Annotated in this window: 27 protein-coding genes, 1 other RNA gene and 1 riboswitch; of the genes, 4 read left to right on the forward strand and 24 right to left on the reverse strand. The window is 45.7% G+C overall.

What is annotated here, in order from left to right; genetic code table 11:
- Positions 1-137 precede the first annotated feature (137 nt).
- On the forward strand, positions 138-1,514 hold the full coding sequence (locus CS921_RS06215; RefSeq protein ID WP_099222206.1) for an L-cystine transporter: 1,377 nt from the start codon (positions 138-140) through the stop codon (positions 1,512-1,514).
- Positions 1,515-1,579: 65 nt separating this feature from the next.
- Here CS921_RS06215 and CS921_RS06220 read toward each other — a convergent pair whose 3' ends face one another.
- The 11 genes from CS921_RS06220 to mntR form a co-directional block, all read right to left on the reverse strand.
- Complete coding sequence (locus tag CS921_RS06220) at positions 1,580-2,125, reverse strand: 2'-5' RNA ligase family protein (protein ID WP_099222207.1); 546 nt, start codon at positions 2,123-2,125, stop codon at positions 1,580-1,582.
- 43 nt (positions 2,126-2,168) lie between these two features.
- Positions 2,169-3,158 carry an aromatic acid exporter family protein gene (locus CS921_RS06225; protein WP_099222208.1) on the reverse strand — a complete coding sequence of 330 codons (990 nt, stop codon included), beginning with the start codon at positions 3,156-3,158 and terminating at the stop codon, positions 2,169-2,171.
- Between the two features lie 100 nt (positions 3,159-3,258).
- Entirely contained in the window at positions 3,259-3,882 is a 624-nt protein-coding gene (locus CS921_RS06230) for a DedA family protein (RefSeq protein WP_099222209.1), read from the reverse strand.
- Between the two features lie 225 nt (positions 3,883-4,107).
- Positions 4,108-5,616: a phosphohexomutase domain-containing protein gene (locus CS921_RS06235; RefSeq protein WP_099222210.1), complete on the reverse strand. Its 1,509-nt coding sequence runs from the start codon at positions 5,614-5,616 to the stop codon at positions 4,108-4,110.
- 78 nt (positions 5,617-5,694) lie between these two features.
- Positions 5,695-6,552, reverse strand: a complete 858-nt coding sequence (locus tag CS921_RS06240) for a putative RNA methyltransferase (RefSeq protein ID WP_162921708.1) — start codon at positions 6,550-6,552, stop codon at positions 5,695-5,697.
- Positions 6,553-6,590: 38 nt separating this feature from the next.
- Positions 6,591-7,082, reverse strand: coding sequence for a dihydrofolate reductase (locus tag CS921_RS06245; RefSeq protein ID WP_099222212.1), 492 nt, complete (start codon positions 7,080-7,082; stop codon positions 6,591-6,593).
- 15 nt (positions 7,083-7,097) lie between these two features.
- Positions 7,098-8,042 carry a thymidylate synthase gene (locus CS921_RS06250; RefSeq protein ID WP_099222213.1) on the reverse strand — a complete coding sequence of 315 codons (945 nt, stop codon included), beginning with the start codon at positions 8,040-8,042 and terminating at the stop codon, positions 7,098-7,100.
- Between the two features lie 14 nt (positions 8,043-8,056).
- The gene (locus tag CS921_RS06255; RefSeq protein ID WP_099222214.1) at positions 8,057-9,946 is read right to left on the reverse strand and encodes an ABC-F family ATP-binding cassette domain-containing protein; all 1,890 of its coding nucleotides are present in this window, start codon (positions 9,944-9,946) and stop codon (positions 8,057-8,059) included.
- A gap of 220 nt (positions 9,947-10,166) precedes the next feature.
- Positions 10,167-10,781: a DUF1963 domain-containing protein gene (locus CS921_RS06260; protein WP_099222215.1), complete on the reverse strand. Its 615-nt coding sequence runs from the start codon at positions 10,779-10,781 to the stop codon at positions 10,167-10,169.
- Positions 10,782-11,205: 424 nt separating this feature from the next.
- A complete protein-coding gene (locus CS921_RS06265) occupies positions 11,206-12,888 on the reverse strand; it encodes a formate--tetrahydrofolate ligase (protein ID WP_099222216.1) in 1,683 nt (560 codons plus the stop codon).
- Positions 12,889-13,040: 152 nt separating this feature from the next.
- On the reverse strand, positions 13,041-13,463 hold the full coding sequence (gene mntR, locus CS921_RS06270; protein ID WP_099222217.1) for a transcriptional regulator MntR: 423 nt from the start codon (positions 13,461-13,463) through the stop codon (positions 13,041-13,043).
- Between the two features lie 385 nt (positions 13,464-13,848).
- Here mntR and cspD point away from each other — a divergent pair, with 385 nt between their 5' ends.
- Together cspD and CS921_RS06280 are read left to right on the forward strand one after the other, a co-directional pair.
- On the forward strand, positions 13,849-14,049 hold the full coding sequence (gene cspD, locus CS921_RS06275; RefSeq protein WP_088808596.1) for a cold-shock protein CspD: 201 nt from the start codon (positions 13,849-13,851) through the stop codon (positions 14,047-14,049).
- A 117-nt stretch (positions 14,050-14,166) separates the two neighbouring features.
- Entirely contained in the window at positions 14,167-14,577 is a 411-nt protein-coding gene (locus tag CS921_RS06280) for a ribonuclease HI family protein (RefSeq protein ID WP_099222218.1), read from the forward strand.
- 67 nt (positions 14,578-14,644) lie between these two features.
- Here CS921_RS06280 and CS921_RS06285 read toward each other — a convergent pair whose 3' ends face one another.
- The 13 genes from CS921_RS06285 to CS921_RS06345 all read right to left on the reverse strand — a co-directional run bounded on the left by CS921_RS06285 (position 14,645) and on the right by CS921_RS06345 (position 24,749).
- Positions 14,645-15,520 carry a 5'-3' exonuclease gene (locus CS921_RS06285; protein ID WP_420843743.1) on the reverse strand — a complete coding sequence of 292 codons (876 nt, stop codon included), beginning with the start codon at positions 15,518-15,520 and terminating at the stop codon, positions 14,645-14,647.
- A gap of 173 nt (positions 15,521-15,693) precedes the next feature.
- On the reverse strand, positions 15,694-15,972 hold the full coding sequence (locus tag CS921_RS06290; RefSeq protein WP_099222220.1) for a DUF3116 family protein: 279 nt from the start codon (positions 15,970-15,972) through the stop codon (positions 15,694-15,696).
- A 202-nt stretch (positions 15,973-16,174) separates the two neighbouring features.
- Complete coding sequence (locus CS921_RS06295; protein ID WP_099222221.1) at positions 16,175-16,558, reverse strand: VOC family protein; 384 nt, start codon at positions 16,556-16,558, stop codon at positions 16,175-16,177.
- Positions 16,559-16,715: 157 nt separating this feature from the next.
- On the reverse strand, positions 16,716-17,369 hold the full coding sequence (locus CS921_RS06300) for a DUF5105 domain-containing protein (protein WP_099222222.1): 654 nt from the start codon (positions 17,367-17,369) through the stop codon (positions 16,716-16,718).
- A gap of 180 nt (positions 17,370-17,549) precedes the next feature.
- On the reverse strand, positions 17,550-17,819 hold the full coding sequence (gene rpsN, locus CS921_RS06305; protein ID WP_099222223.1) for a 30S ribosomal protein S14: 270 nt from the start codon (positions 17,817-17,819) through the stop codon (positions 17,550-17,552).
- 153 nt (positions 17,820-17,972) lie between these two features.
- The gene (locus CS921_RS06310) at positions 17,973-19,280 is read right to left on the reverse strand and encodes a nucleobase:cation symporter-2 family protein (protein WP_099222224.1); all 1,308 of its coding nucleotides are present in this window, start codon (positions 19,278-19,280) and stop codon (positions 17,973-17,975) included.
- Positions 19,281-19,283: 3 nt separating this feature from the next.
- Positions 19,284-19,862 (reverse strand): xanthine phosphoribosyltransferase, encoded by a 579-nt coding sequence (locus CS921_RS06315; RefSeq protein ID WP_099222225.1) that lies wholly within the window; start codon positions 19,860-19,862, stop codon positions 19,284-19,286.
- 102 nt (positions 19,863-19,964) lie between these two features.
- Positions 19,965-20,066, reverse strand: a riboswitch (purine riboswitch).
- Positions 20,067-20,094: 28 nt separating this feature from the next.
- Entirely contained in the window at positions 20,095-21,615 is a 1,521-nt protein-coding gene (locus CS921_RS06320; protein WP_099222226.1) for a carboxypeptidase M32, read from the reverse strand.
- A 15-nt stretch (positions 21,616-21,630) separates the two neighbouring features.
- Positions 21,631-22,773 (reverse strand): THUMP domain-containing class I SAM-dependent RNA methyltransferase, encoded by a 1,143-nt coding sequence (locus CS921_RS06325; RefSeq protein ID WP_099222227.1) that lies wholly within the window; start codon positions 22,771-22,773, stop codon positions 21,631-21,633.
- 122 nt (positions 22,774-22,895) lie between these two features.
- Positions 22,896-23,264: RNase P RNA component class B (gene rnpB, locus CS921_RS06330), an RNA gene on the reverse strand.
- Between the two features lie 31 nt (positions 23,265-23,295).
- On the reverse strand, positions 23,296-23,637 hold the full coding sequence (gene gpsB / locus CS921_RS06335) for a cell division regulator GpsB (protein ID WP_099222228.1): 342 nt from the start codon (positions 23,635-23,637) through the stop codon (positions 23,296-23,298).
- Between the two features lie 189 nt (positions 23,638-23,826).
- Positions 23,827-24,384, reverse strand: coding sequence for an SLOG family protein (locus CS921_RS06340; RefSeq protein ID WP_099222229.1), 558 nt, complete (start codon positions 24,382-24,384; stop codon positions 23,827-23,829).
- Positions 24,381-24,749 (reverse strand): YppE family protein, encoded by a 369-nt coding sequence (locus CS921_RS06345; RefSeq protein WP_099222230.1) that lies wholly within the window; start codon positions 24,747-24,749, stop codon positions 24,381-24,383. The genes CS921_RS06340 and CS921_RS06345 overlap by 4 nt, the downstream gene beginning before the upstream one ends.
- A 227-nt stretch (positions 24,750-24,976) precedes the next feature.
- Between CS921_RS06345 and recU the strand changes: the two genes are divergently transcribed.
- The gene (gene recU / locus CS921_RS06350; protein ID WP_099222231.1) at positions 24,977-25,585 is read left to right on the forward strand and encodes a Holliday junction resolvase RecU; all 609 of its coding nucleotides are present in this window, start codon (positions 24,977-24,979) and stop codon (positions 25,583-25,585) included.
- Positions 25,586-25,597: the final 12 nt, after the last annotated feature.

Consider the following 25,597-nt stretch of genomic DNA (forward strand, 5'->3'; position numbering starts at 1 on the left):
CAGCAGCAAAAAAACATTAACTTTTCAACTTTATCAAATCTTTATATTGACAAAGATATCATTTCCCTGTATTCTAAATACCAACAATTCTTATCGGATTAATTGTATTAAAGAATTGGCATAAAAGGAGGGGGAAAATGGATACAGTACTTGTTATCCTGAATTTAGCCATTGCCGTCAGCGTATTAGGTCTCTTTTTTTATCTTGGCAAACGGCACGTTTCATTTTCAAAACGGGTTTTACTCGCACTTTTCATCGGGATTTTAGCGGGTTTTCTCGTGCAGTGGATCTACGGCGCATCAAGCACAGTGACGACTGAAACAACTGATTGGTTAGGGATTGTCGGCGGAAGTTACGTCAAATTCTTGCAAATGATCGCCATACCGCTTGTGTTTGTTTCGATCGTTACAGCCTTTACACGTCTTGAATTAAAAACCAATATCGCCAAGATCGGATTATGGATTATTGGCACCCTTGTAGTAACTGCCGCAATCGCAGCAGTCATTGGGATTGGTTCAGCACTTCTTTTTCATTTGGACGCAGGGAATATCAACCAAGGCGGGGCAGAACTGGCTCGGGCAAAAGAGCTTCAAGACAGCTACGCATCGATTGGTGACCAGACCTTGCCGCAAAAAATTCTTGAACTTTTACCAGCCAATCCGTTTCTTGATATGACGGGTGCGCGTGCCACTTCGACCATTGCGGTTGTCGTGTTCGCCGCTTTTATCGGGATTGCTTTTCTGGGCGTACAGCGCAAGCAGCCGAATGAGGCCGCAACTTTCGCCAAAGGAATCGACGCCATCTACGCCATCGTACTTAGAATCGTGCGGTTGATTCTTCGCCTCACGCCTTATGGAGTTTTCGCAATCATGACGAATACTGTGGCAACAAGTGATGCGAATGCCATCATCAAACTGGGTAGCTTTGTGATTGCTTCCTATGTGGCACTGATTGCCATGTTTGTGATTCATCTGCTCATCGTATCGCTGACAGGAATCAGCCCGATCACCTATATTCGCAAGACACTTCCTGTTCTGACATTTGCGTTCACTTCTCGGACAAGCGCCGGGGCCTTGCCACTGAATATTGACACACAGCAAAAACTGGGCGTGCCATCTGGAATTGCCAACTTTGCTGCTTCATTCGGTCTTTCAATCGGACAAAACGGATGTGCAGCCATCTATCCGGCCATGCTCGCGATTATGATTGCCCCAACAGTCGGGATTGATCCAACCTCGATCAGCTTTATTTTGACCGTTGTAGCCGTTGTCGCCATTAGTTCATTTGGCGTTGCAGGTGTTGGCGGTGGGGCAACTTTTGCTGCGATCATCGTTTTATCTGCCCTTAATTTACCAGTGGGTCTTGCTGGCGTTTTGATTTCAATTGAGCCGTTGATCGACATGGGTCGGACTGCCCTTAACGTAAGTGACAGTATGGTAGCCGGCGTTGTCACCAGCCGCGCCACCGGTACACTTGAAAAAGACCGTGCTACGCGTGAAGAAGTGACAGCCTAAACAAAAAAACGTTATGCCCGAAACTTGGAAGCTTCACGCCAAGTCCACGGCATAACGTTTTTTTACTAATCTGCTTGTGGTTTAAATCGCTTGATGGCCAAAATTTCAGCATTGTCCCCCTCCAACCGAATCAGTGCAAGTCCCGTCACTCGTCCGGATAGGCGCGGTGAACTGTGCACAAGATATTCAAACACGCGAATCTGCGCACGTCTGGCAAGATGGCTGGCAATTGTCGTATGCGGCACCCATTCGCCCGGCAAATAATGCACATGCGGATTCCCCGACCACTCTTTAAAATGCCTGCTGTGATCCAAATGCAGCAGATACAGCTCTGAGGTCATGACCGGCGCCAGATAGACCGCCCGCGTTTCAATAAATGAGCCAAAGGACGCGAAGGAAACCGTAAAAGCCAACCGATCTTGATAAAAGCTACGCATTTCCTGAATAAAATTTGGAACGTCCAGCTCGCCATAACTGGCAATTGTAATATGTGGTAGACGCAGTTTCATCCGGTCGAAATAATCCGACACACCCGTCTCTTCTAATTTTCGCCAGATTCGAATGATTTTTTGATTGAGATGTTCATCAAAAATTGCGACCACGGCGTACATGGCGGCACCTCCTTTTTTCTATTTTGCCCCGTTCCTAAGCGGACTAAACTTGACGAGCTGCTGTATTTTTCGCCCGTTCCAGCCCAAACTCCAAATAAAAATCCCGTTTTGTCTCCAACAAATAACGCAAATCATTCATAAATTGAAACAAAATCGCCCGACTTTCAAATTCCTCCCGTGTTTCCGGCAGCCCGCTTTTCCGAAACGAACGAACCATCTGCGTGATTTCTTCCACCAGCTCCGAAGCCGGATAATCCTCCGCCAGTTTCAGTGCCGTTTTTTCCGTGATTGCGGCTAGAGCCAGACTCTGCTCATTCGTCCCGCCAGCTCCCAGTAGATGCTGTTCCATCTGCCTGAGGATCCGGTACTGCACCATCCGCATATCAGCATATTGAACGTAATAGTGAGCGGATTGAAAAAAATAATTTTCCAAATTTCGAGAAGCCTTGTCCTGCATCCTATTCAACCCGGCCCGCAGCGCAGCCATTCGTCCCTCCCGGTCGCAAAATCCTTCCTGACAGCGCAGACTAGCCGCCATCTCAAGCAGAATCTCCCGCATCAGCTGTTCAATCCGCATTTGCTCAGCCCGCAGCTTATCCTCAAGCTTTGGCATGTAAAGATTGAGCAAGATCCCGACGCCCGCCCCGACAGCAAGCAGCAGCATTTCATTTTCAAACCAGTAGAAAGATAGCGACTGCTCCACGAGTATGTGTGTCACCAGCACCGAGCTGACAACGATTCCATCTGTAACCCGCAGCTTGACCGCGCAAGGAATGAACACCAGCAGATAGAGTCCAAAGCTGATTGCGTTAAAACCGATCACAAGAAAAAACAGCGCCGCAATCGACAAAGCCAGAACTGCCGAGTAGATTCGCTGTACAGCAAGCGTGAGCGAACCCTTCTTTGTATTTTGAATACTTAAAATCGTAATAATCCCTGCTGATACCGCATATTCAAGCCCCAGCCATTCCGCCAGCATAATGGAAATTGCCGCACCAACGGCCGTTTTTACCGTCCTCATCCCAATCCGCATTTTTTTGACCGCTCCCTTTTTCATCGATATTCTATTATACGCAAAAAAATCCCGATAAAACAAGCATTATCGGAATCTTAAAAACGCGCTAGCCACGCCACTATTCATCATCTAGCGGAGCACCCGCTCTTTTTTTGAAAAATAAAATCGCACCAATCAAAATGCCCGCCCCAATCACCAGATAGACAATCATTGAAAACTGGTCAACCACTGTGGCCGCTTTGCTGAAAGATTCGCCAAGTAGCGCTCCAATACTAATCAGAACCGTATTCCAAATCAAGCTTCCAAGTGTCGTGAGTGTCAAAAATTTTAAAAACGGCATGCGTGTCATTCCCGCCGGTATCGAAATCAGACTGCGCACTAGCGGCACCATGCGGCAAACAAAAACCGTCCGCCCGCCATATTTCAAAAATGACCGCTCCGCCTTATCAATATCGCTCTCCTTCAAACGTAAAATTCGCCCGTATTTGCGCACAAACCCTTTGATCCGTTCTTTGCCAAAGTAAAGCGAGATACTGTAAAGCAAAATCGCTCCGACCACCGAACCAAATGTCGCCATGATAATTACCATGACCAAATTAAGCGGACTGACCGTCGTCATAAAACCGCCGAATGTCAAAATTAATTCAGAGGGGATTGGCGGAAAAAGATTTTCGATCATAATCAGAAAAAAGACTCCGAAATAACCAAAATCTGTCATAATCTGCGTGATCCATTGTTCCATTCCGTCACTCCTTTTAAAAATTAAGTACTTACTTGCTTTTCATCCTAACATGCCAATGAACGAAACGCCAGTTAAAACTTAAAAAAAATTACAAAATAAGACTATAGCCGTAGGAAAAGTGGTTGAAACAAAATAAAAAAGAAGCCCCACGCAAGCAATCGGCATCTAAAAAAATGGCGCTCAAGCTCGCGTTTAGCTTCCCTTATACTTTCATGATCATGTTTTTTATAAATCCAGCTGCGCCGTAATCAACGCTTCATATTGTGCAAAAAATGGCTGCAGCGCCTGTTTGATTTTTTGAATTCCGCCCGGTTCATCACTTTCAATGCTCATCGGCATCACCGGCTCATGCAGACTCATCCGCAGCAAGAACCAGCCCTGACCAAATTCACCCGATGTATTAACCCGCACCCCTTCATGATTCACCGGTTCAAGCGTAAAGCCTGGAACCGTCCGCACATAAGCCGGCAAATTCCGAAGAACCGTCTGCCCATAAATTTTGAAATCCGGCGCTTCGATATGCAAACGGGCTTCCGTACTTTCAGCAGGTTCCACCAAATCAGCAATCAGGTCCTGCAACGATCGGCCCTCTGCCCTAAGCTCCGCATACGTCATCAAAATTTTGGCCACCAGATAGGCACCATCATCAAGAAAATAATTTTCCTTTAACGCCGCATGTCCGCTGATTTCAATAGCAATTTCACTCGGTGTCCCCGCTTCATTCAAACGAATCGCCTCATTGATCACATTCCGGTAGCCTCGTTTGAATCGGTGCTGTTTTCCGCCGCACGCCTCGATAAAATCTTCCAAGTGATTGCTCGTCGTTGAATCCGTCACAATCGTCGTTCCCGGATGCTCGCGCAGTAAAATACGACTGATCATCGCGATCAAAGGATTTCGATTGTAACTTTCCCCACGTGCGTCCATCAGTGCCGATCGGTCCACATCTGTATCAAAAATCACACCAAGATCCGCCCCATTTGCAAGCACCGCACGTTTAAGACTCGCCATGGCTTCATCGTTATCCGGATTCGGAATATGATTGGGAAAATGACCATCCGGCTCCAAAAACTGGCTGCCCGTAATATCAGCCCCAAGCGGAGCCAACACTTCCGTCGCAAAAAAGCCCCCAGCGCCATTTCCCGCATCAACAACAATCTTACTACCAGCAAGCGGTTTGAGCGGATCAGCCGCGCCTCGTATGCCTGCCCGAATTTTGGCCACCAGATCCTCTGCATAAGTCGTAAGAAGTGCCCGCTGTTCGACCGTTCCACCAGAAAAATCCCCATGTGCAACCGGATTTTCCAACATAAAGGCAATATCTTCATGTTCCGCACCGCCAGATTTAGTGAAAAACTTAATCCCATTATAAAAATAAGGCAAGTGGCTAGCAGTAATCATCAAGGCAGCATCCGCCTGATAATCCGCATACTGAGTTGCCATAAACATCGCCGGCGTCGTAGCAAGCCCCACATCAAGCACGTCCACGCCACGTTTCACTAATTGATCGATCAACTCCGTCTTGATTCTCTCAGCAGACAAGCGACTATCATGACCAACCGCCACTTTCACCCGACCCGATAAGCCTTTTTTCTGCTCCAGCCAGTTGGCAAAACCGTGTGCAATCAGCCGAATATTTTCATTTGTCAACGTAAGCGCATGCTTGTCCGTCTCAATCCCAATTCCGCGAATATCTGAACCATTTTGCAGTGTCCGTAAATCAAATTGCTCCATGATGATCCTCCCGTTCTCATTTCTCGTTTCGCCTTCATTATACCGTACAAAAGACCACTTTTTAAGTCCCATTTCTGTTCAGGCTTTTCTCCGTGCGACAACAACTCTGTACCCAACCGTCACCTGTGGAAGATCTGTCTGTAAAAATTGGTCGACCTGCGCCGCTTCCAAATGCCAGCCCAGTGGCGTCATCAGCAACAAGTCGCGAAACCGTTCCGCCGAAAGCGCTTTTTGATAATGAAGCGTCGCCTCCTCGATCACCGTGTATTCCTCCAAAAGCCGCTCATAAACCACCGCATGACCACCACTTTCCTTCAGCGCAAAGGCCGTCCGAATTTCCTGCAAGTAGTCCTTTTCCGGAAAGACTTTGATCAGCAGCCCGTCGCTTTTCAAAATCCGGTCAAACTCCTGATAGCTTGCCGGTGACAAAATATTCAGCAAGAGTGCCGTCGAATCATCCTGCAAAGGGCAAGCCGCCAAGTCTGCCGTAATCCACGCATGGCCCGGATAGTCGCGCGCCGCCTGCCTGATGCCCTCCTTCGCAATATCCAGCCCGACAACCGGATACCCGCCGCCAAGCTGCCGACTGATTTCCGCCAAATGACTGCCCTCACCAGTTCCCGCGTCCACTAGAAGGCCTTCTGTCCGCCCGTCCAAGTAGGTCGCACACAGCTCAGCCAATTTTTCCGTAAGCGGCGCAAAAAAGCCCGCATCACTGATTCGTTTTCGCGCCTCGAACAGCTGCCGATCATATTTTGTATGAATCCCGTGGTCTAGTAAAAATAAATACCCCGGTTTGGCCACATCAAAACGATGCCCCGCCTCGCATAGCAAAGAAGCCCCTTCCAGCGCCAGATGACCGCCGCAATGCGGACAGGCCAGCTGCGGCAAAATCCGCCCGATCGCCCGCAGATTGACTGCTAACTTCGATTCCATTTCATAAATCCCGCCTTTCTGGCAAAAAGCCGAATCAATCACTGATTCGGCTTTTTACGCACATATGTTACAAATGTATAGTCATAAGGATTCTTTTCGTCCTTTTTATTCTCCATCCGACTCGTCTCGGTAAATTTCGACCAGTCCACTTCCGGAAATTTCGTATCAGCAGAAAAAGTCGCAGCAATCTTCGTCACGATCAAACGGTCCACATAGGGCATAAACAGCCGGTAAATCTCCGCACCCCCGCAGATGAAAATATCCTCCGTTTTCGCGCGTGCAAGAATCGGCTCCACCTCATGAACGACCTCCGCATCAGAAAGCCGCAAGTCGCGACTTCGAGACAAAACCAGGTTTTCCCGATTCGGCAAAGCTTTCCCAAGCGATTCATACGTTTTGCGCCCCATCACGATCGTCTTCCCTGTCGTCTGCTCTTTAAAAAACCGCAGATCCGCCGGCAAATGCCACGGCATCCGGTTATCCTTGCCAATCGCCCCCTGCTCGTCCTGCGCCCAAATAAATGTCAGCATCTTCCTTCCTCCTTCTTATACTGAAATCGGTGCTTTAATCGATGGATGCGGGTCATACCCCTCAAGCCAGACATCCGCCACATCAAAATCAAAAATCGACTGCACCTGATCGGATAAATGCAAGGTTGGAAGCGCTCGAGGTTCCCGACTAAGCTGTTCTTTCACCTGCTCCAAATGGTTGTTATAAAGGTGCGCATCTCCCATCGTATGCACGAATTCTCCCACTTCAAGACCCGCCTCACGCGCGATCAAATGGGTCAGCAATGCGTAACTTGCAATATTGAACGGAACACCCAGAAAAATATCCGCGCTCCGCTGATAAAGCTGACAGCTAAGCTTGCCATCCGCCACAAAAAACTGGAATAGCGTATGACACGGCGGCAAAGCCATGTTGGGCACATCTTCCGGATTCCACGCCGAAACAATCAACCGCCGCGAATTCGGATTTGTTTTGATCATCTCGATCACCTCTTTCAACTGGTCGATCGTCTCGCCCGTCGAAGTTTTCCATTCGCGCCACTGCTTGCCGTAAATATTCCCCAGCTCACCGTACTTCCGTGCAAACGCTTCGTCTTCCAGAATCTGCGCTTTAAATTTGGCCATTTCAGCCTGATAGACCTCATTAAAATCCGGCTCACGCACTGCCCGAAGACCAAAGTCCGTCATATCCGGCCCCGTATAATCCACACTCTTAACGTAGCGTTCAAACGCCCACTCGTTCCAGATATTATTATTGTGCTGCAACAGATAGCGAATATTCGTATCGCCATGCAGGAACCAAAGCAGCTCGCTAACAACCAGCTTGAACGGCACACGCTTCGTCGTCAGAATCGGAAAACCCTTCCCCAAGTCAAACCGCATTTGATAGCCGAACGTGCTGATCGTGCCAGTTCCCGTCCGGTCCCCTTTTTGCGTCCCATGTTCCATCACATATTTTTCAAGTTCCAGATATTGCTTCATTATCAACCGACTCCTTACTCCGCATATTGCGCCAAGTATTCCCAGCGCTTCATGCGTTCCTCTAGTTTCGCTTCCTGTGCTTCGATTTCCTGATTGAGTTCCGTCGCCAGCATAAAATCGGCCCCGCTTTCTTCAAGCCGATTTTGCAGCTCCAGAAGGGAATTTTCAAGCGTTTCAATCTCGTTCATGATCCCTTCCCACTCTTTTTTTTCCATATATGTCAACTTGGTCTTTTCTTTCGGCTTTTCTAAAACAGGCGCTTCTTTTACAGCCTTTTTGCTCGTCTGCCGCTTGATTTTGCGCGACGCTTCCCTGTCGGCCAAATAGTCGCTGTACTCACCGTAAAACGGCCGAATCTCGCCCATCCCTTCAAAGACGAGCAATTTGCGAGCCACCTTATCCAAAAAGTAGCGATCATGGCTGACCGTGATGACCGTCCCGCCAAAGCTTTCCAAATAGTCCTCAAGCACCGTCAGCGTCTCTGTATCCAGATCGTTTGTCGGTTCATCGAGCAACAGAACATTGGGCCGCTCCATTAAAATCTTGAGTAGGAAAAGCCGGCGCCGTTCGCCACCCGAAAGACTCCCGATCAACTTGCCATGCGTACTTGGCGGAAACAGGAACCGTTCGAGCATGCTGCTGACACTGATGGTCTCGCCGCTTGTCGTGGTCACCGTTTCGCCGACCTCTTGCAAATAGCTGATCATGCGCTTCTCCGTATCCAGCTCGATATTCTGCTGCGTATAGTAACCAATCTGCACCGTCTGCCCGACAATCAGCTCGCCTTGATCCGCCTCGAGTCGTCCGGCCAGAAGGTTCAACAGTGTGGATTTTCCCGTGCCATTTTCGCCCGTAATGCCGAGCCGCTCACCCGGCTGAATAATCCAGCTAAAATCTTTCAAAACTTCCTTCTCACCAAAATGTTTGCCCAAATGTTTGAGCGTAAAGACCTCTTTTCCAAGCCGCGTTTGCTGAAAATCAAGCTCCAGACTGCCGGAATCTTCCTTGGTTTTCACTTTTGCTTCCAGCTCACCAAAACGATCCTTCCGCGCCTTCTGCTTCGTCGAGCGTGCCTGAGCCCCGCGCCGCATCCAAGCCAGTTCTTTCCGGTAAAGATTGCGATTTTTCTCACGCGTGCTCTCTTCCTGTTCCATGCGGATTGCTTTCGACTCCATAAATTTTTCATAGTTGCCAACGTAGCGATAAATTTTCCCGCGATCGAGCTCAATAATATGATTTGTAATCCGGTCCAAAAAGTACCGATCATGCGTCACAAGAAGAACGGCCCCTTTAAAGCGGTTCAAATAGTCCTCCAAAAAGCGAATCGACTCAAAATCCAAATGGTTGGTCGGTTCATCCAGAATGAGCAGATCCGGCGTTTCGATCAGCACCTGCGCCAAACCGACCCGTTTCCTTTGACCACCCGAAAGCGTCCCAACACGCGCCGTCAAATCCGTAATGCCCAGCTTGTCGAGAATCATTTTTGCTTCCGTATTCATATCCCAAGCTTGCGTCGCATCCATTTCCTGCTGTGCGGCATAAAAGGCCTGGTGCCGCGTTTCATCATCCGGGTACTCCGCCATCAAAAGGAGCGCCTCTTCATAAGCCCGAATCGCCCGAAAGCTGCGCGTCTCCGCCATAAACACCGTCTCAAGCACCGTTTTATCAGCTGCAAGCGGCGGCTCCTGCGCCAAATAGCAGATCGTATAGTCGCCCGGCCGAACGATTTCCCCCGCATCCGCCGACTCCTTGCCAGAAACGATCTCAAGTAAAGTCGATTTCCCGGTCCCATTGACACCAATGACCCCAATCCGCTCCCCTTCAGAGATCGTCAAATCGACCTGATCAAATAATATTTTTTCGCCAAAACTTTTCGCGATACCGATAAGTTTAATTTGCTTCATGATAATCCTTCCATCTTGCATAGTCTTCTTATATTTTAGCCGAAAGAGCAGAACTAGGCAATAAAATAAAGAGATTCTCAGCTAAAAGAAGCCAAGGTTTCCGCTAAAATGTAGCCCACATAAATCTTTGCCTCTAAATCATTTTGTCCACATCAAACAAACACTCGCCAAATAATAATCTCAGCGTGTCCCTCTAGTAACAGATACGACAATGAATGGCTCAAGTATCTTCAATCGTTAGATAACCCTCTTTCAAATGTGGTTTGAGAAATACAAACAACGTCGGTGAAGAACCCGCATTTAGGTAAAAAGGCAGCCAATTTGTATGTAATTGCACTAACAAACGATCGGCCGCCATCCCTTCATTCACCTGAAAAGAGGCTGGAATCCCCCCGAATTTATCCTTATCTAATTCATCAAATTCTAGTGTAATCATTTCTTCTTTTTGCTGTATTTGCGGTATCCATATATGCTCTGAATCGCTCGTTGGACCCACAGCAGAATCACTCACTTCAATAAAATTCGGTATACGTCCATCAGGTTGAACAATAACCGCATTCTCTCCTCCATCTGGGAAAATGATGTCAGGATCAAAGAAATCATCCTCTTTATCAATAGGCTGTGTCATGAAAAAATAGGCCATGACCACCTCATTAATGTCATCATAAATTTCGTCTAAACGAATTTGCCCTATAAATTTCATAGGCCGCTTACCCCAAGCAGTACTAACTGGCCACTCAGGAGAGGTTAACCAATCCGGTTGTCCACCAAATTTGGTTTGAAACGAAGCTCCTTCCAGCTTTTTCAAAAAATGCGTAATAATATAACTTTTCATACATCTACCTTCTCTATTCTCTACAGATTCAATCATTATTTTCTTGTGCATTAACAAATGATTAGGCTTTTTTCCTCCGATAAAAATAAACACAGACACTTTCAAGAATCAGATAGACTAAAACAAATGGAGCAACCTTTTCAGCTCCCCATATCCAGAAACAAATGATAAACAGTACTGTAAGAATCAAAGCACGAATGTAAAATAAGAAACGACCGTTCTTTTTCATCGCCGCCACCTGCCTTTTCCATTGTATGTACGAGCAAAACTAGAAAATAAAACTTTGCATACCTTCATGCTAGCTACTCTCTCATTATTGTTTACAGCTCGATTATACCAACTTGCAACTGTTCTCCAAATAAGCCCATCTTATAAAAAAACCACAGCCGCATTTCTGCCAACCGTGGTTTTCAAATTTTATCGCTTAGAACAAGCCTTTCGCATGCCCTTTCTCATCCACATCCATGTTGAGTGCTGCTGGTTTTTTCGGCAAGCCCGGCATCGTCATCACGTCACCCGTCAAAGCCACCACAAAGCCAGCACCCAGTTTCGGAATAAATTCACGAATATGCACTGTGAAATTCGTCGGCCGTCCAAGCAGCGACGGATCATCCGACAAGCTGTACTGCGTTTTCGCCATGCAAATCGGATAGCGATCCCAGCCGTATTTCTTGAATTCGGCAATCTGCTTCTGTGCCTTGGTTGATAGTTCTACCCCGATGCCACCGTAGATTTTCGTCACGATTTTTTCCAGTTTTTCCTCGATACTGTCCGCATCATCGTAGAGCCGTTTATAAGAAGCTCGCCCAGATTCAACCTCCGCGATCACTTTATCTGCAAGTTCCAGACCGCCAGCACCGCCTTTTTCCCAAACCTCCGTCAAAGAAAATGGAATATCTTTTGCCGCACAAAGTTCCTCGAGCGCCGCCACTTCCTGCTCCGTATCCGTGATAAATTTGTTGATTGCCACAACGAAAGGAATGCCAAATTGGCCAATCGAATCGACATGCTTTTCCAAATTGGCAAAGCCCGCCCGAAGCGCCTCGACATTTTCAGCGCCCAGATCCGTTTTAGCCACGCCGCCATGCATTTTCAGCGCGCGAATCGTCGCCACAATGACCACACAGTCCGGTGCCTTACCAAGCGCGGGTACCTTAATATCAAGGAATTTCTCAGCGCCAAGATCCGCACCAAATCCCGCTTCCGTCACCGTATATTCGCCTAATTTCAAAGCCGTTTGTGTCGCCGAAATACTATTGCATCCGTGTGCAATATTGGCAAACGGACCCCCATGAACGATCGCCGGTGTATGTTCAAGCGTTTGCACCAGATTCGGCTTCAGCGCGTCCTTCAAAAGAAGCGTCAGTGCCCCCTCGTAGCCAAGCTCACCCACCGTAATCGGCTCCCGTGCATAATTATAGCCAATCACGATTTCACTCAGTCGATGCTTCAGATCTTTTAAATCTGTCGCTAAACAAATGATCGCCATAATTTCCGAGGCCACCGTAATATCAAAGCCGTCCTCACGCGGAATCCCCTGAACGGGGCCACCCAGCCCGACGACCACTTTGCGGAGCGCCCGATCATTCAGATCAACCACCCGTTTCCAAACGATACGCCGCTGATCAATTCCCAGTTCATTGCCTTGCTGCATATGATTATCAATAAAGGCAGAAAGCGCATTGTTCGCCGCCGTGATTGCATGAAAGTCCCCCGTAAAGTGGAGATTAATATCTTCCATTGGAATGACCTGTGCATAGCCGCCGCCAGTTGCCCCGCCTTTGATCCCCATTGTAGGACCAAGCGAAGGTTCCCGAAGCGCAATCACCGTTTTTTTATTTTTTTGAGAAAGTGCATCTCCTAATCCCACCGTCACAGTCGATTTCCCTTCTCCCGCTGGAGTTGGATTAATCGCCGTCACAAGGATCAGCTTGCCGTCCTCTCTTGTTTTTAAATCGTGGATGGTTTCATAAGTCAGTTTTGCTTTTGTTTTCCCGTAAAGCTCCAAATCGTCTAGTTCCAACCCTAGACCTTCCGCTACTTCTGTTATCGGTAAAATTTCCGCCTCAGCAGCGATTTCAATATCGGATTTGAATTGTTTGACCACTCTTTATTCCCCTCCATATGTAAATATTGTATATAAGTTGCAAAATGTAACCTCTTTCTTTTTTGAACACCGAAAAAATCGGCCAGCAAGCGAGTTGCTGTACGTTCCTCTTGATTGCGCTTCGACATTTTGCAAACTTGGCATACCGGTATTTATTCCGTATGTGTTTTTTCCTGCATGTCTTGTAATTTCTTACGCGCATCTGGATTTTCCTCAAAGAATTGAAGTAAATCGCCAATTCGGTCGATCGAATTCCAGCTCAAATGATGTTCGATTCCTTCGACATCATTGTAAACATGTTCCTCCATCACACCAATCACACGTAAAAATTCTTCCAGAAGCGTATGGCGTTCAAGCAGTCGTTTGCCCACTTTCTTCCCCTTGGGCGTTAAAATCAGACCGCGATATTTTTCATAAACAAGATATTCATCTTTATCCAGCTTCTGGACCATTTTTGTCACAGACGAGGGATGGACAAGCAGCTCATCGGCAATATCTGATACACGCGCATACCCTTTCGTTTCAATGAGTGAGTAGATTTTTTCAATATAGTCTTCCATACTAGGTGTTGGCATCGCATACCCTCCAACTTAATTTCTTTCACATACAAATTGTACTATAGAACCAGGCCGAAACAAAATATTTACACTCTTTTCACCAGAAAGTTTTTCCATCAGCATGACTTCGATTTCACATATGAATCTTTATACCCAAAATGTTATATCCATTAAATCCTTTTGACCTAATATAAGAATTATTATTGCACACAACCAGTGCCTCATCGATCGTTTTCTCGCAAGTAAGCCGTTACAAGTCGGAATGTTATAAAAAATTTCAAAAATCTACTTGACGTATCTAGGTCAATTGTTTTATAGTGTTAGTATCAGACAAGCAAGTCTTGTGTGAAAGTACGATGATCCAGCCATGTTGGGTCATGAGGATTTAGGAGGATTTGTCTTAATGCAAAACGGGAAAGTAAAATGGTTCAACAATGAAAAAGGTTATGGTTTTATCGAAACAGATGGCGGCGAAGACATCTTCGTTCACTTCACAGCCATTCAAGGAGATGGCTACAAATCTCTTGAAGAAGGTCAAGAAGTTTCCTTTGAAGTTGTTGAAGGCAACCGCGGACCGCAAGCTGCAAACGTAGAAAAAATCTAATCATTTCAAGTCGCAATGGACACGGTCAAGCTGGCTATCTTAGTCAGCTTTTTTATTGCACTTTTTTACAATTTCTTTTATAGTGAGTGCTAGCTAGAAAGAAACGAGGCGAATCATTTGGAAATCTATGTTGACGGTGCCAGTTCAGGAAATCCAGGCCTAAGCGGCGCAGGTGTGGTACTTGTCGCAAACGGCATTTATGAACAGCACGCGATCCCTTTAGGCGCATATACCAATCATGAAGCGGAATTTATGGCCGTCAAGCTGGGGCTGGAACTTGCCTGCTCCAAACAACCCACGCTCATCCGCCTTTATACAGACAGTAAAATCGTCATCGAATCGATCGAAAAAAGGCACGCCAAAAATCCCCTCTTCAAACCGCTTTTAGATCAGATTCTCCAGCTGATCGATCAAGTGCCGCTTTTTTTCATCGAATGGAAAAACGTTGCGCAAAATAAACAAGCCGATCAGCTTGCCCGCCAAGCCATCCAAAAAGCCCGCCGGCAAAAAAACAAGAAAAAAGCATGATGCGCCCCCCTCCCAAGCGAAAATTTTCCGCTAAAAGAAGGACCATCCTGCTTTTTTTAGTTCCATTCTATAATAAACCCAAATCCCGCTCGACGGTTTTCAAGCCATATTCACGCACAACATCGACAGAATCGCTTGTAATCCCGCGGTACAGACACTGATCATAATTAACCTCAAGTGGTACACTTGTATGGATGGCTGCCAGTTTTTGACTGAGCTCGAGCATCACCAAGTCTTCCTGAATCTTTTTTTGAACGCCGGGTTTCAGTAGTTCCAAGTGTGCCAGAACGCCCTCAATCGAGCCGTAATCCTGAATCAGCTTGAGTGCCGTTTTTTCACCAATTCCCCGAACGCCCGGATAGCCGTCCGATGTATCGCCCATCAAAGCTTTCACATCAATGAACTGGAGCGGTGTAATGCCCATCTCCGCAAAAAATACCGCTTCATCATAACGTTTATAATTCCCATACCCCTTCTGCATGATCCAGACGTGATTCGTTCCCGAAATCAATTGGAGCAAGTCCTTATCGCCGCTTAAAACAGTCGTCGGTAAAAAATCCGCGGCATGCTTGGAGATCGTTCCAATGCAATCGTCTGCTTCATAGCCCGGTACGCCAATATTTTGAAACCCAAAGCGTGCCGTCACTTCTTTCGCCAAATCAAACTGTGGAATCATTTCCTCGGGCGGCGCCGTTCGATTTGCTTTGTAGCCATCAAACAATTCATTCCGAAAAGTTTTTGCGCCCATATCCCAGGCAATCAGCGTATGCGTGGGCTCCGCTTGACGAATGGCCGCAAGTAAATGACGCAGCATCCCTTGAACCGCATTGGTCGGCATACCATCCGCATTATACATAAACTGTTTTGTCACACTCGTCGCATAAAAAGAACGGAAAAGGAGCGCCATTCCGTCTACAATCAGCAAATTTTCTTTTTGTTCCATCGTCATCCTCTTTTCTGTTAGCCTTCTTTCAGTGTATCATGAGCCTGCCCTAGCGCCCAATCAAAATGTTCATCTTTTTTTCATTTTTTCTTCTTCGTTTCGTCTTGTTTGCGTATTACACTAAAAATAAGCAAGTTGTTCCACTTGCTTCCACACTTTTTATACAAAGAGCCCTAAGTTTCCGAGGACTCTTTGTTTTTTTGCAGTTTTTTTAACAAGGCTTCACCCTCATCAGTCAAATAATACCGCTTTTTACCCAGTTCTTTAATCGGCGTTCGAAACACAAACTGGTTGGCCTCCAGCCAGTATAGCGTCCGCAAAAAACAGGATTTATCCAAGCCAATAAAATAATGCTCAAAAATCGTTTCTTCTTGAAGATTCACAAGCACAAACCCTTTGATTTTAACGAGCTTCAATGTTTCTAATAGGTCTTTTTCTGTTGGATGCCACACTTTGAAAACTCCTTTGCGCCAATTTAGAATCATTATAACTAAAAAGCATTTCTAAAACAAGTCTCTGATAAAGGCTGTTTCCCACATGCTAATAAACCACAAAACGGCCATAAAAAAGCAAGAAAACATGCGGACACATTTTCCTGCCAAATTACTCCTTCTACTGATTCAGCAAATGCCTATTTCTGCACCCGCTTTCCCCTCATCTATCGCCCAATTCTCGCACGGCAAAATAATTGCCTTCCGGATCTGCAAAGTTGAACACTCGCATGCCTCCTGGTGTCGTCACTAATTGACCTACTTTCACACCATTTGCTTGGATCATTTCAAAGAGCGGCTCCAGTTCCCCCTTGGATACACCGAAAAGCATGGACGGCGTATTCAGATTTAATTCAGGCTGTAATTTGGCAATGACGGCTCGTTCAAATAAAATAAGCTTCGTTTCAGCAGATGCATGAGGCCGCAATTCAATTTTTAAAATACCTTCTTCTTTTGTGATATTTTCTATGAAGCCAAAGTTTTTCTTCCAAAATTCTGCCACCCGGTAAGGATCCTCCACATAGAGCATTAATTCATCCAGCATCATCGTCCAAAAACCTCCTTTAATTTGGTTCAAGCATTAATTAAATTGTATCACGAAAAGAAACGCACCTAAAAATAAAGAGAACCAAGAGTCTGACAAAAAAACGTGAAAGCAGTCCTTTTGTCCATTCTTGATTCCCTTTTTTACGCAACGGTTATTCTTAGTAGCCGCCCATGTATAGCGCGGTTGCAACATTCATCATGAATTCTGTTTCGTTGCTCATTTTCCACTGACTGTCATCACTCGGATTTGGTTCAAGTTTCATCGTTACATCTGTCCCAGTTTCAACAGCTTTTGCATTTTTGATTGCTTCTGTATAAAGCTCCATTGTCTTTTTCATCAAAGCATCTTGATCTGTTGCAAGCGAAGGATCAGCCGTTACAGCATTCGTCAGTTTTTCTGTCAGTTCTTTTTGAACACTTGCCATGTCCAGACCTTTCACATTCACTTTTACTTCTGGTTTTTCTTTGTCATCATTTGTCACTTTCGTTGTATAAGAAGCTTCTTTTTTCATTTGCGCCATAAACGCATCATAAAAATCATTGACTTCTTGATCCAGATCAGCTGTTGTCGTGCTTGTCAATTGACTTTTAAAGCTGGAGATAAAGCTCTCTTTGAAATCAGATTCAAAATTGCCGTAATCTGAACCAAATGTATCCTCTAGCTTATCTGTATCTTCCCCTTTGATCAGTGCGTTCATCACATAATCTGCCGCTTGGTCTGGTGCCACACGATTAGGCCCCCCACAACCAGTTAGCACAACTAGTAAAACAAGTAAGGCCGAAATCAGCCCCATAATCCCTTTTTTATTCATGAAGTATTCCCTCCAAATGTTTTTTGTGTCCCATAGGTACTTTTAAAATATACCACGTTATTTAGATATAAAGCAACATCATTCACAAAAATGTCAAAATTCGCGAAAAAATAGCAAAAAAAAGCTGTAAGTAGGTATCGAAAATGTTGAAGTGATCCTCTTACAGCTTTCCATATTTATTTACCAGCTGGCTTTTTTGACACCAGGAATCTGTCCTTTATGGGCAAGTTCACGGAAGCGAATCCGACTCATGCCGAATTTACGCATGTAGCCATGTGGGCGACCCGTCAATTCACAACGGTTATGCAATCTCGATGGGGAAGAATCCCGCGGCAGTTTCCGAAGCTCGTCATAACGACCTTCTGCTTTCAGCTGTCTGCGAAGTTCCGCATACTGTTCGACGAGTTGCTTTTGTTTCTCATATTTGGCAACTTTGGACTTTTTAGCCATGTGATGCTCCTTTCAACGTTCTTTTTTAAATCGAAATGATTACGTTTTACATTATACGCTCTTTTATTTATTTTGCAAGTCTCACCACTTAAAAAACTGTGGGAAACACCAAGCAACGAACTTTTGCCTGCGTTTCCCACAGTCTTTCCCTTTTTATTTCGCGTGATGAATTTCCAGCTCCTGTTCCGTTGCTTTTTTCCGTCCTGGGAGCATATTGAATAAAAGATTAAGCGCAATCGCCATGACGCTCCCTGCCACAATCCCGTTACTTGTAAACAGTTGGATAAACGACGGCAGTTCTTTGAAAAGATCCGGCACGACCGTTACCCCCAAGCCAACACCAACGGAACAAGCGATGATCAGCAGATTTTCTTGTGAAGAAAAATCAACTTTCCCGAGCATTTTAATTCCTTGTGCGACGACCATTCCAAACATAGCGACCATGGCCCCACCCAGTACAGGTGTTGGAATAATCGTTGCAACTGCACCAATCTTTGGCACTAGCCCGAGCAGAAGTAGAAAGCCTGCCGCCGTGTAGATCACTTTACGCGTTTTGATTCCCGAAAGTTGCACGAGACCGACATTTTGAGAATACCCCGTATAAGGAAAAGTATTGAAAATTCCACCCAAAATAATCGCTAGACCTTCTGCCCGATAACCGCGCGTTAAATCCTTCTTGTCGAGCGGCTTCCCTACGATATCCGATAAGGCAAAATAGACACCCGTTGACTCTACCATGCTGACAAGCGAAATCAAAATCATCGTCAAAATGGCCGACCATTCAAAAGTTGGTGCCCCGAAGTAGAACGGTGTCGGCAGATGAAACCAATCAGCTTCACTAACCGGAGCAAGACTGAGATGCCCTAAAACTGCGGCAACCAGCGAACCGCCCACAAGTCCAATCAATACGGCAATCGCCTTAGAGAAGCCTTTCCCAAAACGATACACACAAATGATCAGCAAAAGTGTACCAAATCCCAGTCCCAGATTATAGAGCGAACCGAAATCCTTCGCCCCTTCTCCACCAGCCAGATTGTTGATGGCGACAGGAATCAGTGTCAGCCCAATGACCGTCACGACTGAGCCCGTTACAACTGGCGGAAAAAACCGGACGATGCGCGAGAAAAATGGCGCGATCAGCAGGACAAACAAGCCTGAAACAATAATCGACCCATAGATTGCACCAATTCCCATCTCCTGCCCAATCAAAATAATCGGGGCAATCGCCTGAACGGCACAACCAAGGACAACCGGCAATCCAATTCCGAAAAAGCGATTGACTGTCAGCTGCAAAAGAGTGGCAATCCCACACATGAAAATATCAATCGACACAAGATATGTCATTTGTTCTCCGTTAAAGCCCAAAGCTCCCCCAATAAGAAGCGGCACAATCACAGCACCCGCATACATCGCCAGCACATGTTGAAATCCTAAAGCTAAAATTCTCCCTTTGCCAAGCATCCCCTAGTCCTCCTCGATAAATTCAATCTGTTCATTTTCAAGCGAAGCAATCCGTGCAAGTGAATAGACAGGAATGCCCGTTTTTTCCAGCAAGCCGCGTCCTTGTTGAAAACTTTTCTCGATCACAATCCCGATTCCCGCAACTTTTGCCCCCGCCTGTTCTGCGATCTCCAAAAGCCCAATGGCTGCCTGACCATTTGCTAAAAAGTCATCCATAACCAAGATCGTATCTTCACTCGATAAAAATGATTTTGAAACTGAAATGTCATTCGATTCTTTTTTCGTGTATGAATAGACCGCCGATGTATATAGGTGATCCTGCAAAGTGACCGATTTTTTCTTTCGTGCAAAAACAACCGGTACGCCCAACTCTAAACCGGCAAAAACCGCCGGCGCTATTCCCGATGATTCGATCGTCACAATTTTGGTAATGCCCGCTTCTTTAAAACGCTCACTAAAAGCCCGACCAATCGCCTGCATCAGTGCAGGATCAATTTGATGATTTAAAAAAGCATCCACCTTTAGTACATTTCCGGGCAAAACAGTACCTTTTTGTAAAATATATTGCTCTAGTAATTTCAACAGTATGACTCCTCTCATTTCGGAAAATCCCATAAAAACAAAAAATGCCTACCGCTCCAAATTAAGGAGAAGTAGGCAAAGAAACCAGTATGGACACTGATCAATTCGACAATTCTCACTTATAGTCCGGATCTTTACGGGATCCAGGTAGAAACTCGCTGTCCGTATTACAGCTATTATATAAGTGTGTTAGTATTGTTACATTATAACGTTGTGCGATTGCTTGGTCAAGCTAGTTTTTCAATTGATAGACAAAGGCATACCGTTCTTCCAACAAGTGCAGTAAATAGGATGGATTGATCGGCTCCCCTGTCGCTTCTTTCAACAATTCAATCGGCGTTTTCAGCTTGCCATAGCGGTGGATATGCTGTGTCAGCCAGTCTTTAATCGGCCGATAATCAGTCCCTGCCAAAACGGCTTCCAAGTCCGGCAAGTCTTTTTTCATCTGCTCGAAAAACTGTGCCGCATAAACTAAACCAAGTGCATAGGACGGGAAGTAGCCAAAATCGCCACCTGCCCAGTGAATATCCTGTAAAACACCCGTCGAATCCGTTTCCGGACGAACCCCCAAATAGGCTTCATACATATCGCCCCATGCTTGTGGCAGATCCTTAACCTCAAGTTCGCCATTCATAAGCGCCTTCTCAAGCTCATAGCGAATCATGATATGTAGCGGGTATGTCAGAATATCCGCTTCGATACGAATGAGTGAGCTTTCCGTCAGATTGAGCGCCCGGTAAAAGTCCTCCACCGAAACCGTTTCATAAGCACCTTTTGCCATCTTTTGAACCGCCGGATAGTTGCTCTTCCAAAAAGCAAAACTCGAGCCTAGAATAATTTCATAGAAAAGTGACTGCGACTCATGGATCCCCATAGAAGCCCCATTTGCGAGCGGTGTCCCAACCAGCTGCCAATCGATATTTTGCTCATAAATCGCATGACCGCCTTCGTGAATAATTCCAAAAAGCGCCATTTTAAAACTATCTTCATCATAGCGCGTTGTAATCCGCACATCTCCTGGATTTAGCCCCGAAGCAAACGGATGCACGGTATCATCAAGACGCCCTGCTTCAAAATCAAAGCCCATTTTTTCAAGAACAGAAAGCCCTAATTGTTTTTGTTCTTCTTTTGGCATCCGGTAAAGCCCAAGAAGTGATGCGTCTGGTCGAATACCTTCCTGCTCAATTTTCAGGCGGAGCGCTTTGATTCCCTTCCGCAGCGTCGCAAAAACCCGATCAACAATCTGAACCGTCATGCCCGGCTCATACTGATCAAGCAGCGTGTCATAGCGGTTTTCCTCGTAGCCCCAGTATTCGATAAACTGTCTTTTCATCGCCACGATTTCCGTCAAATACGGCTCAAATTTGGCAAAATCATTTTCCGCCCGCGCTTCCGTCCAAGCATTTTCAGCTTGTGCGACAAGTTTTGTATATGCGCGATACTCTTTCGCCGGAATTTTTTTACTCAAATCATATTCTTTCTGGCATTCGTGCAACGTTTTCGCCGTAATCTCATCCAGTTCCGCCTTATAAGGAGAAAGTGCTGCAATAAAAGCCGCCATTTCTTCCGACGTCTCTGCTTCAAAAATTTCTGCCGACAGAACACTGATCACTTCCGCCCGCTGATCCAGCCCCTTCTTCGGTGCACCTGTACGAATGTCCCAGCCCACCAATTCGAGCGCTTCTTTTTTCGCTTCGATTTTCCGTACAAAATCCAAAAATTCCTGCTTCAATTCGCTCAATGTTTCTGCCATTTTCTCGTCTCCTGTCTATTTATGATCGCGTGGCTTTCTTGGTCCCCAGTACTGATAATAGTCGGTTCGCAAATAACCATTATAGAGCTTCCGTTTTTTGGTCGCCTTTTTGCCGTAAGCTTCCTCAAATGCTTCGTAGGAGGTTACCACATAGACCGACCAGGTTGGAATCGCACTGTAAACTTCACCCATTTGCTGATAGAGCTTCTTGATGGCCGTTTCATCTTCCAAACGTTCTCCGTATGGCGGATTGGCCACGATCACTCCATATTCTTTTTCCGTCGTAAAGTCGCTTACCTGCATCTGTTTAAAGGAGATCAAATCACCCAGCCCCGCTTCGATGGCATTCTGCTTGGCAATTTCAATCATTTTATGATCAATATCTGCGCCCATAATGTCCAGCTTCTGATCGTAATTCGCCAGAGACTCCGCTTCCTTGCGTGCCTCTTCAAAGATCCGCTTTGGCATCCAGTCCCAAGTTTCAGAAGCAAATTCGCGGTTAAAGCCCGGCGCAATGTTTTGCCCAATCATCGCAGCTTCAATCGGGATCGTGCCCGACCCACAAACGGGATCGTAAAATGGTCGATCAGGATGCCAGCTAGTCAAAAGGACCAAAGCCGCTGCCATAGTTTCCTTCAGAGGCGCGCCCCCTTGCCCGATACGATAGCCCCGCTTGTGAAGCCCCGCACCACTTGTATCAATCGTCAGCGTCACATGGTCTTTCAGAAGCGCCACTTCGATTTTAAAAAGCGCACCGGATTCCATCAATCGACCCGAACGGCGATATTTCTCACTCAAACGGTTCACAATCGCTTTTTTGACGAGCGCCTGACAATCTGGCACACTGTAAAGCGTTGATTTAACAGACTTACCCGCCACAGGAAATGCTGCATCCAGCGGTAAGAAATCCTCCCAAGGCAAAGCTTTCGTTTTTTCAAAAAGCTCATCAAAAGTTGTCGCTTTGAACTCACCCACAACGATTTTCACCCGGTCTGCCACACGCAGCCACAGATTCGCCCGTGCAATCGCCATCTTATCTCCTTTAAAGAAAACTTTTCCATTTTCGACTCGCGGCGTATAGCCAAGGCGCTGCACTTCTTTCCCAACAATTGCTTCGAGTCCTGATGCTGCTGTTGCCACTAATTGAAACTCATCCATTTTACACGTCCCTTTCTATTTAGCAAGAAAAAAGCTGTTTCAACTGCCGAGCTCATTCGATTCAAATAAGCAAAAGGCCGCATGAAACAGCTCCAAAATTTCATTTCATCCTGCAATTAACGTTCTATAAGCCATGTTCTGTCCTCTATTACCGGCAGGGAGGTAATACAGGGATAATCATCTATCTGCACTGAAAAATCAGTACCTCTTCCCTTGTTGAGTTCCTCGGGAAAAGTGCCTCTACCATTGTTTGAGTTTCTCGCTCGTGGGGTTTACCGCGTTCCACTTCTCCGATTTCTCGAAGAACTTCGTCACTGTGGCACTTTCAAGACTACTAAACCATATCCGAAGACGTAGGTCGTTTATCTGCCGTCAAACCGGTCAAACCGGAGTGCCCTAGCTTATTGTTTCACTAGGCACGATCACTACGCGCATCTCAGCACCGTGCGAGCATGGACTTTCCTCTGCCGGAGCAGCGATTATCCGAACGTTAATTATGAACGGTACTTATCATACCATAAATTATTCACCGTCGTCCAGCTTGTTTCCAAAAACATGCTTTTCAAGATTCGATAAACGTTTCAAAATATCAAAATTGGTCGTGCCTGCTGGTTGCACAGGCGGTTGTGATTGGAACGAAGCCGCTGCATCCCGTTTTACCGGACTGCCTTCCAGCTCTTGCACAAGACGGATATTTTCTGCACGCAATGCTTCTACTTCCTGCGTAAAAGTTCCATAGTCTTTAATGACCATATCCAAAAATTCATCGACGTCTTCCGGATTATACCCACGAAGACCAGTTTTAAATTCTTTTTCTAAAATCTCTTTTGCTGTTAAATTATACTCAAAATGTTCAGAAGCCATTAGGATTCACCTCTTCTTAATTACAAGTCAGTTTTTTTATGTAAATCAATACATATTATCATTGTTCCAAATCTGACACCATTTGTCAATGACTAGCCTTTTAAAATCGCGAGAAATACCAGATTATCTCCCCAGTTTTTCAAACAATCCAGATTTTTGTTAATTTGTTAAACTTTTGATCCTGATTTTTTATTCATCAGTTCCCCACTCATTGATTTCCTCCACCACTTCCTGCAGCCGGTAAAAGTCAATCAACCGAAGCTCATAATCGCCCATTTCCGCCGCCTGTTTGGCCCGTTCATAAAAAAAGCGCGGTGAGCCTTCCTTTTCTAAATCATAGATCAGTATGGCCCCTTCCGTATGATCAATCAAAAATTGGTCACGCACCTCAAATTGCCGCGGACTTTCGTAAGGACGCTTGGTAATAAACGCATGATAGTCCGCATCCTGAAGCACCTCAGAAGCCCACAGTTGATTAGCTTCATTCCAGTTGCCAGTCTGACCTTCAAACGGTTCTAACACGGCCAGCTTGACCGCATAGCCCTGCCATTTCAACTCTGACACCACTTCGCCAGCCCAAAGCTCCGTACCGAGCAATCCAGATATGATGACCCATTCAAGCCCCTCATCCACAAGCGTCAACAATTCCCTGCGCAAAGCTTCTTTAATAAAGCGCGCTTCCTCTGCATCTTTCTTGAAAATCCCCAATTCAAAACTTTTATAGCCTGTAACGACAACTGACTTCATGCTTTTCCCTCGATTTCTGAAATGGCCATTTGCAGACGTGTCACCGTATATTTTGTCGATTCATAGTGATCTAAGAAATGCTTGTAGAAACTCTTTCCATTAAAAGCCGAAACAGCGGTCATCTGCAAATTTTCTGCCGCTTGACGCAGCTGCTGTTCCCCGATATAGCGAGGGCGTTCTTTTTGAATAAACGGCAGTGCCTCCCCGAGAAAGCCGTCCGCAATCCGCTTCGCCTCATCGACAAAAGGTTTCATATCTGTATAAAAATCAAAGACTTCCTGCTCCGTGCGATTTTTTTCATAACGGGCAAAGTTGGCCTCATTTTGTTCCAACATTAATTGTGTCCATTTTTCCAAATTTGTCATCCTCTTATCCCCTTCTTTACTATTTAGAATAGCATATTTCAAGTAAAATCCCCATTTTCACGCCTCTTTTTTTACGTCAAAAAACGAAGGTATGTTCCCATTCCACTCTTATTAGCGCATCCTTTTCCGGGCGATTTCGCAAATTTTACTAGGAATTTCATTTTATTTTGTTATAATAAAGGTTAGTTCTATGGAGCTGGCAATTTTTGATTAATGAGGTGAGAATCATGGCAATCGGCTATCCAAATGGCAAGAAGCCGCAACAACCAAATCAAGCAAATGCTGTGAAAAAAAATCAAAAAATGCCAACGCTTTATGGCAAACGCGGGATGTCGCTTGAGGATGACTTAAATGATACGAATGCTTATTATTTAGCTCATGAGATCGCTGTTATCCATAAAAAACCGACACCTGTTCAAATTGTGCGCGTTGATTATCCAAAAAGAAGCAACGCCACGATTCGAGAGGCCTATTTTAAACAGCCTTCAACAACAGACTATAACGGTGTTTATAAAGGAAAGTATTTGGATTTTGAGGCAAAGGAAACCAAAAACACCACCTCATTTCCGCTAAATAATTTCCACCCTCACCAGCTGACCCATATGGAACAAGTCGTCAAACAAAACGGCCTTGCCTTTGTGATCATCAGCTTTCGGACACTCGACGAAGTATACCTCACCTTGTATCAAAACTTCTACCCATTTTGGAAAAGAATGGCAGAAGGCGGCCGTAAATCGGTCACGATCGGTGAACTTCGTGCTGTCTCAGACCTCGTTCCCTATGGTCTAAATCCGCGGCTTGACTTTTTATCTGTCCTGGATAAAGCAAGTAGATAGTCAGCCGAGTTT

Source organism: Listeria costaricensis (assembly GCF_900183385.1).
In the GTDB taxonomy this organism is placed as follows: domain Bacteria; phylum Bacillota; class Bacilli; order Lactobacillales; family Listeriaceae; genus Listeria; species Listeria costaricensis.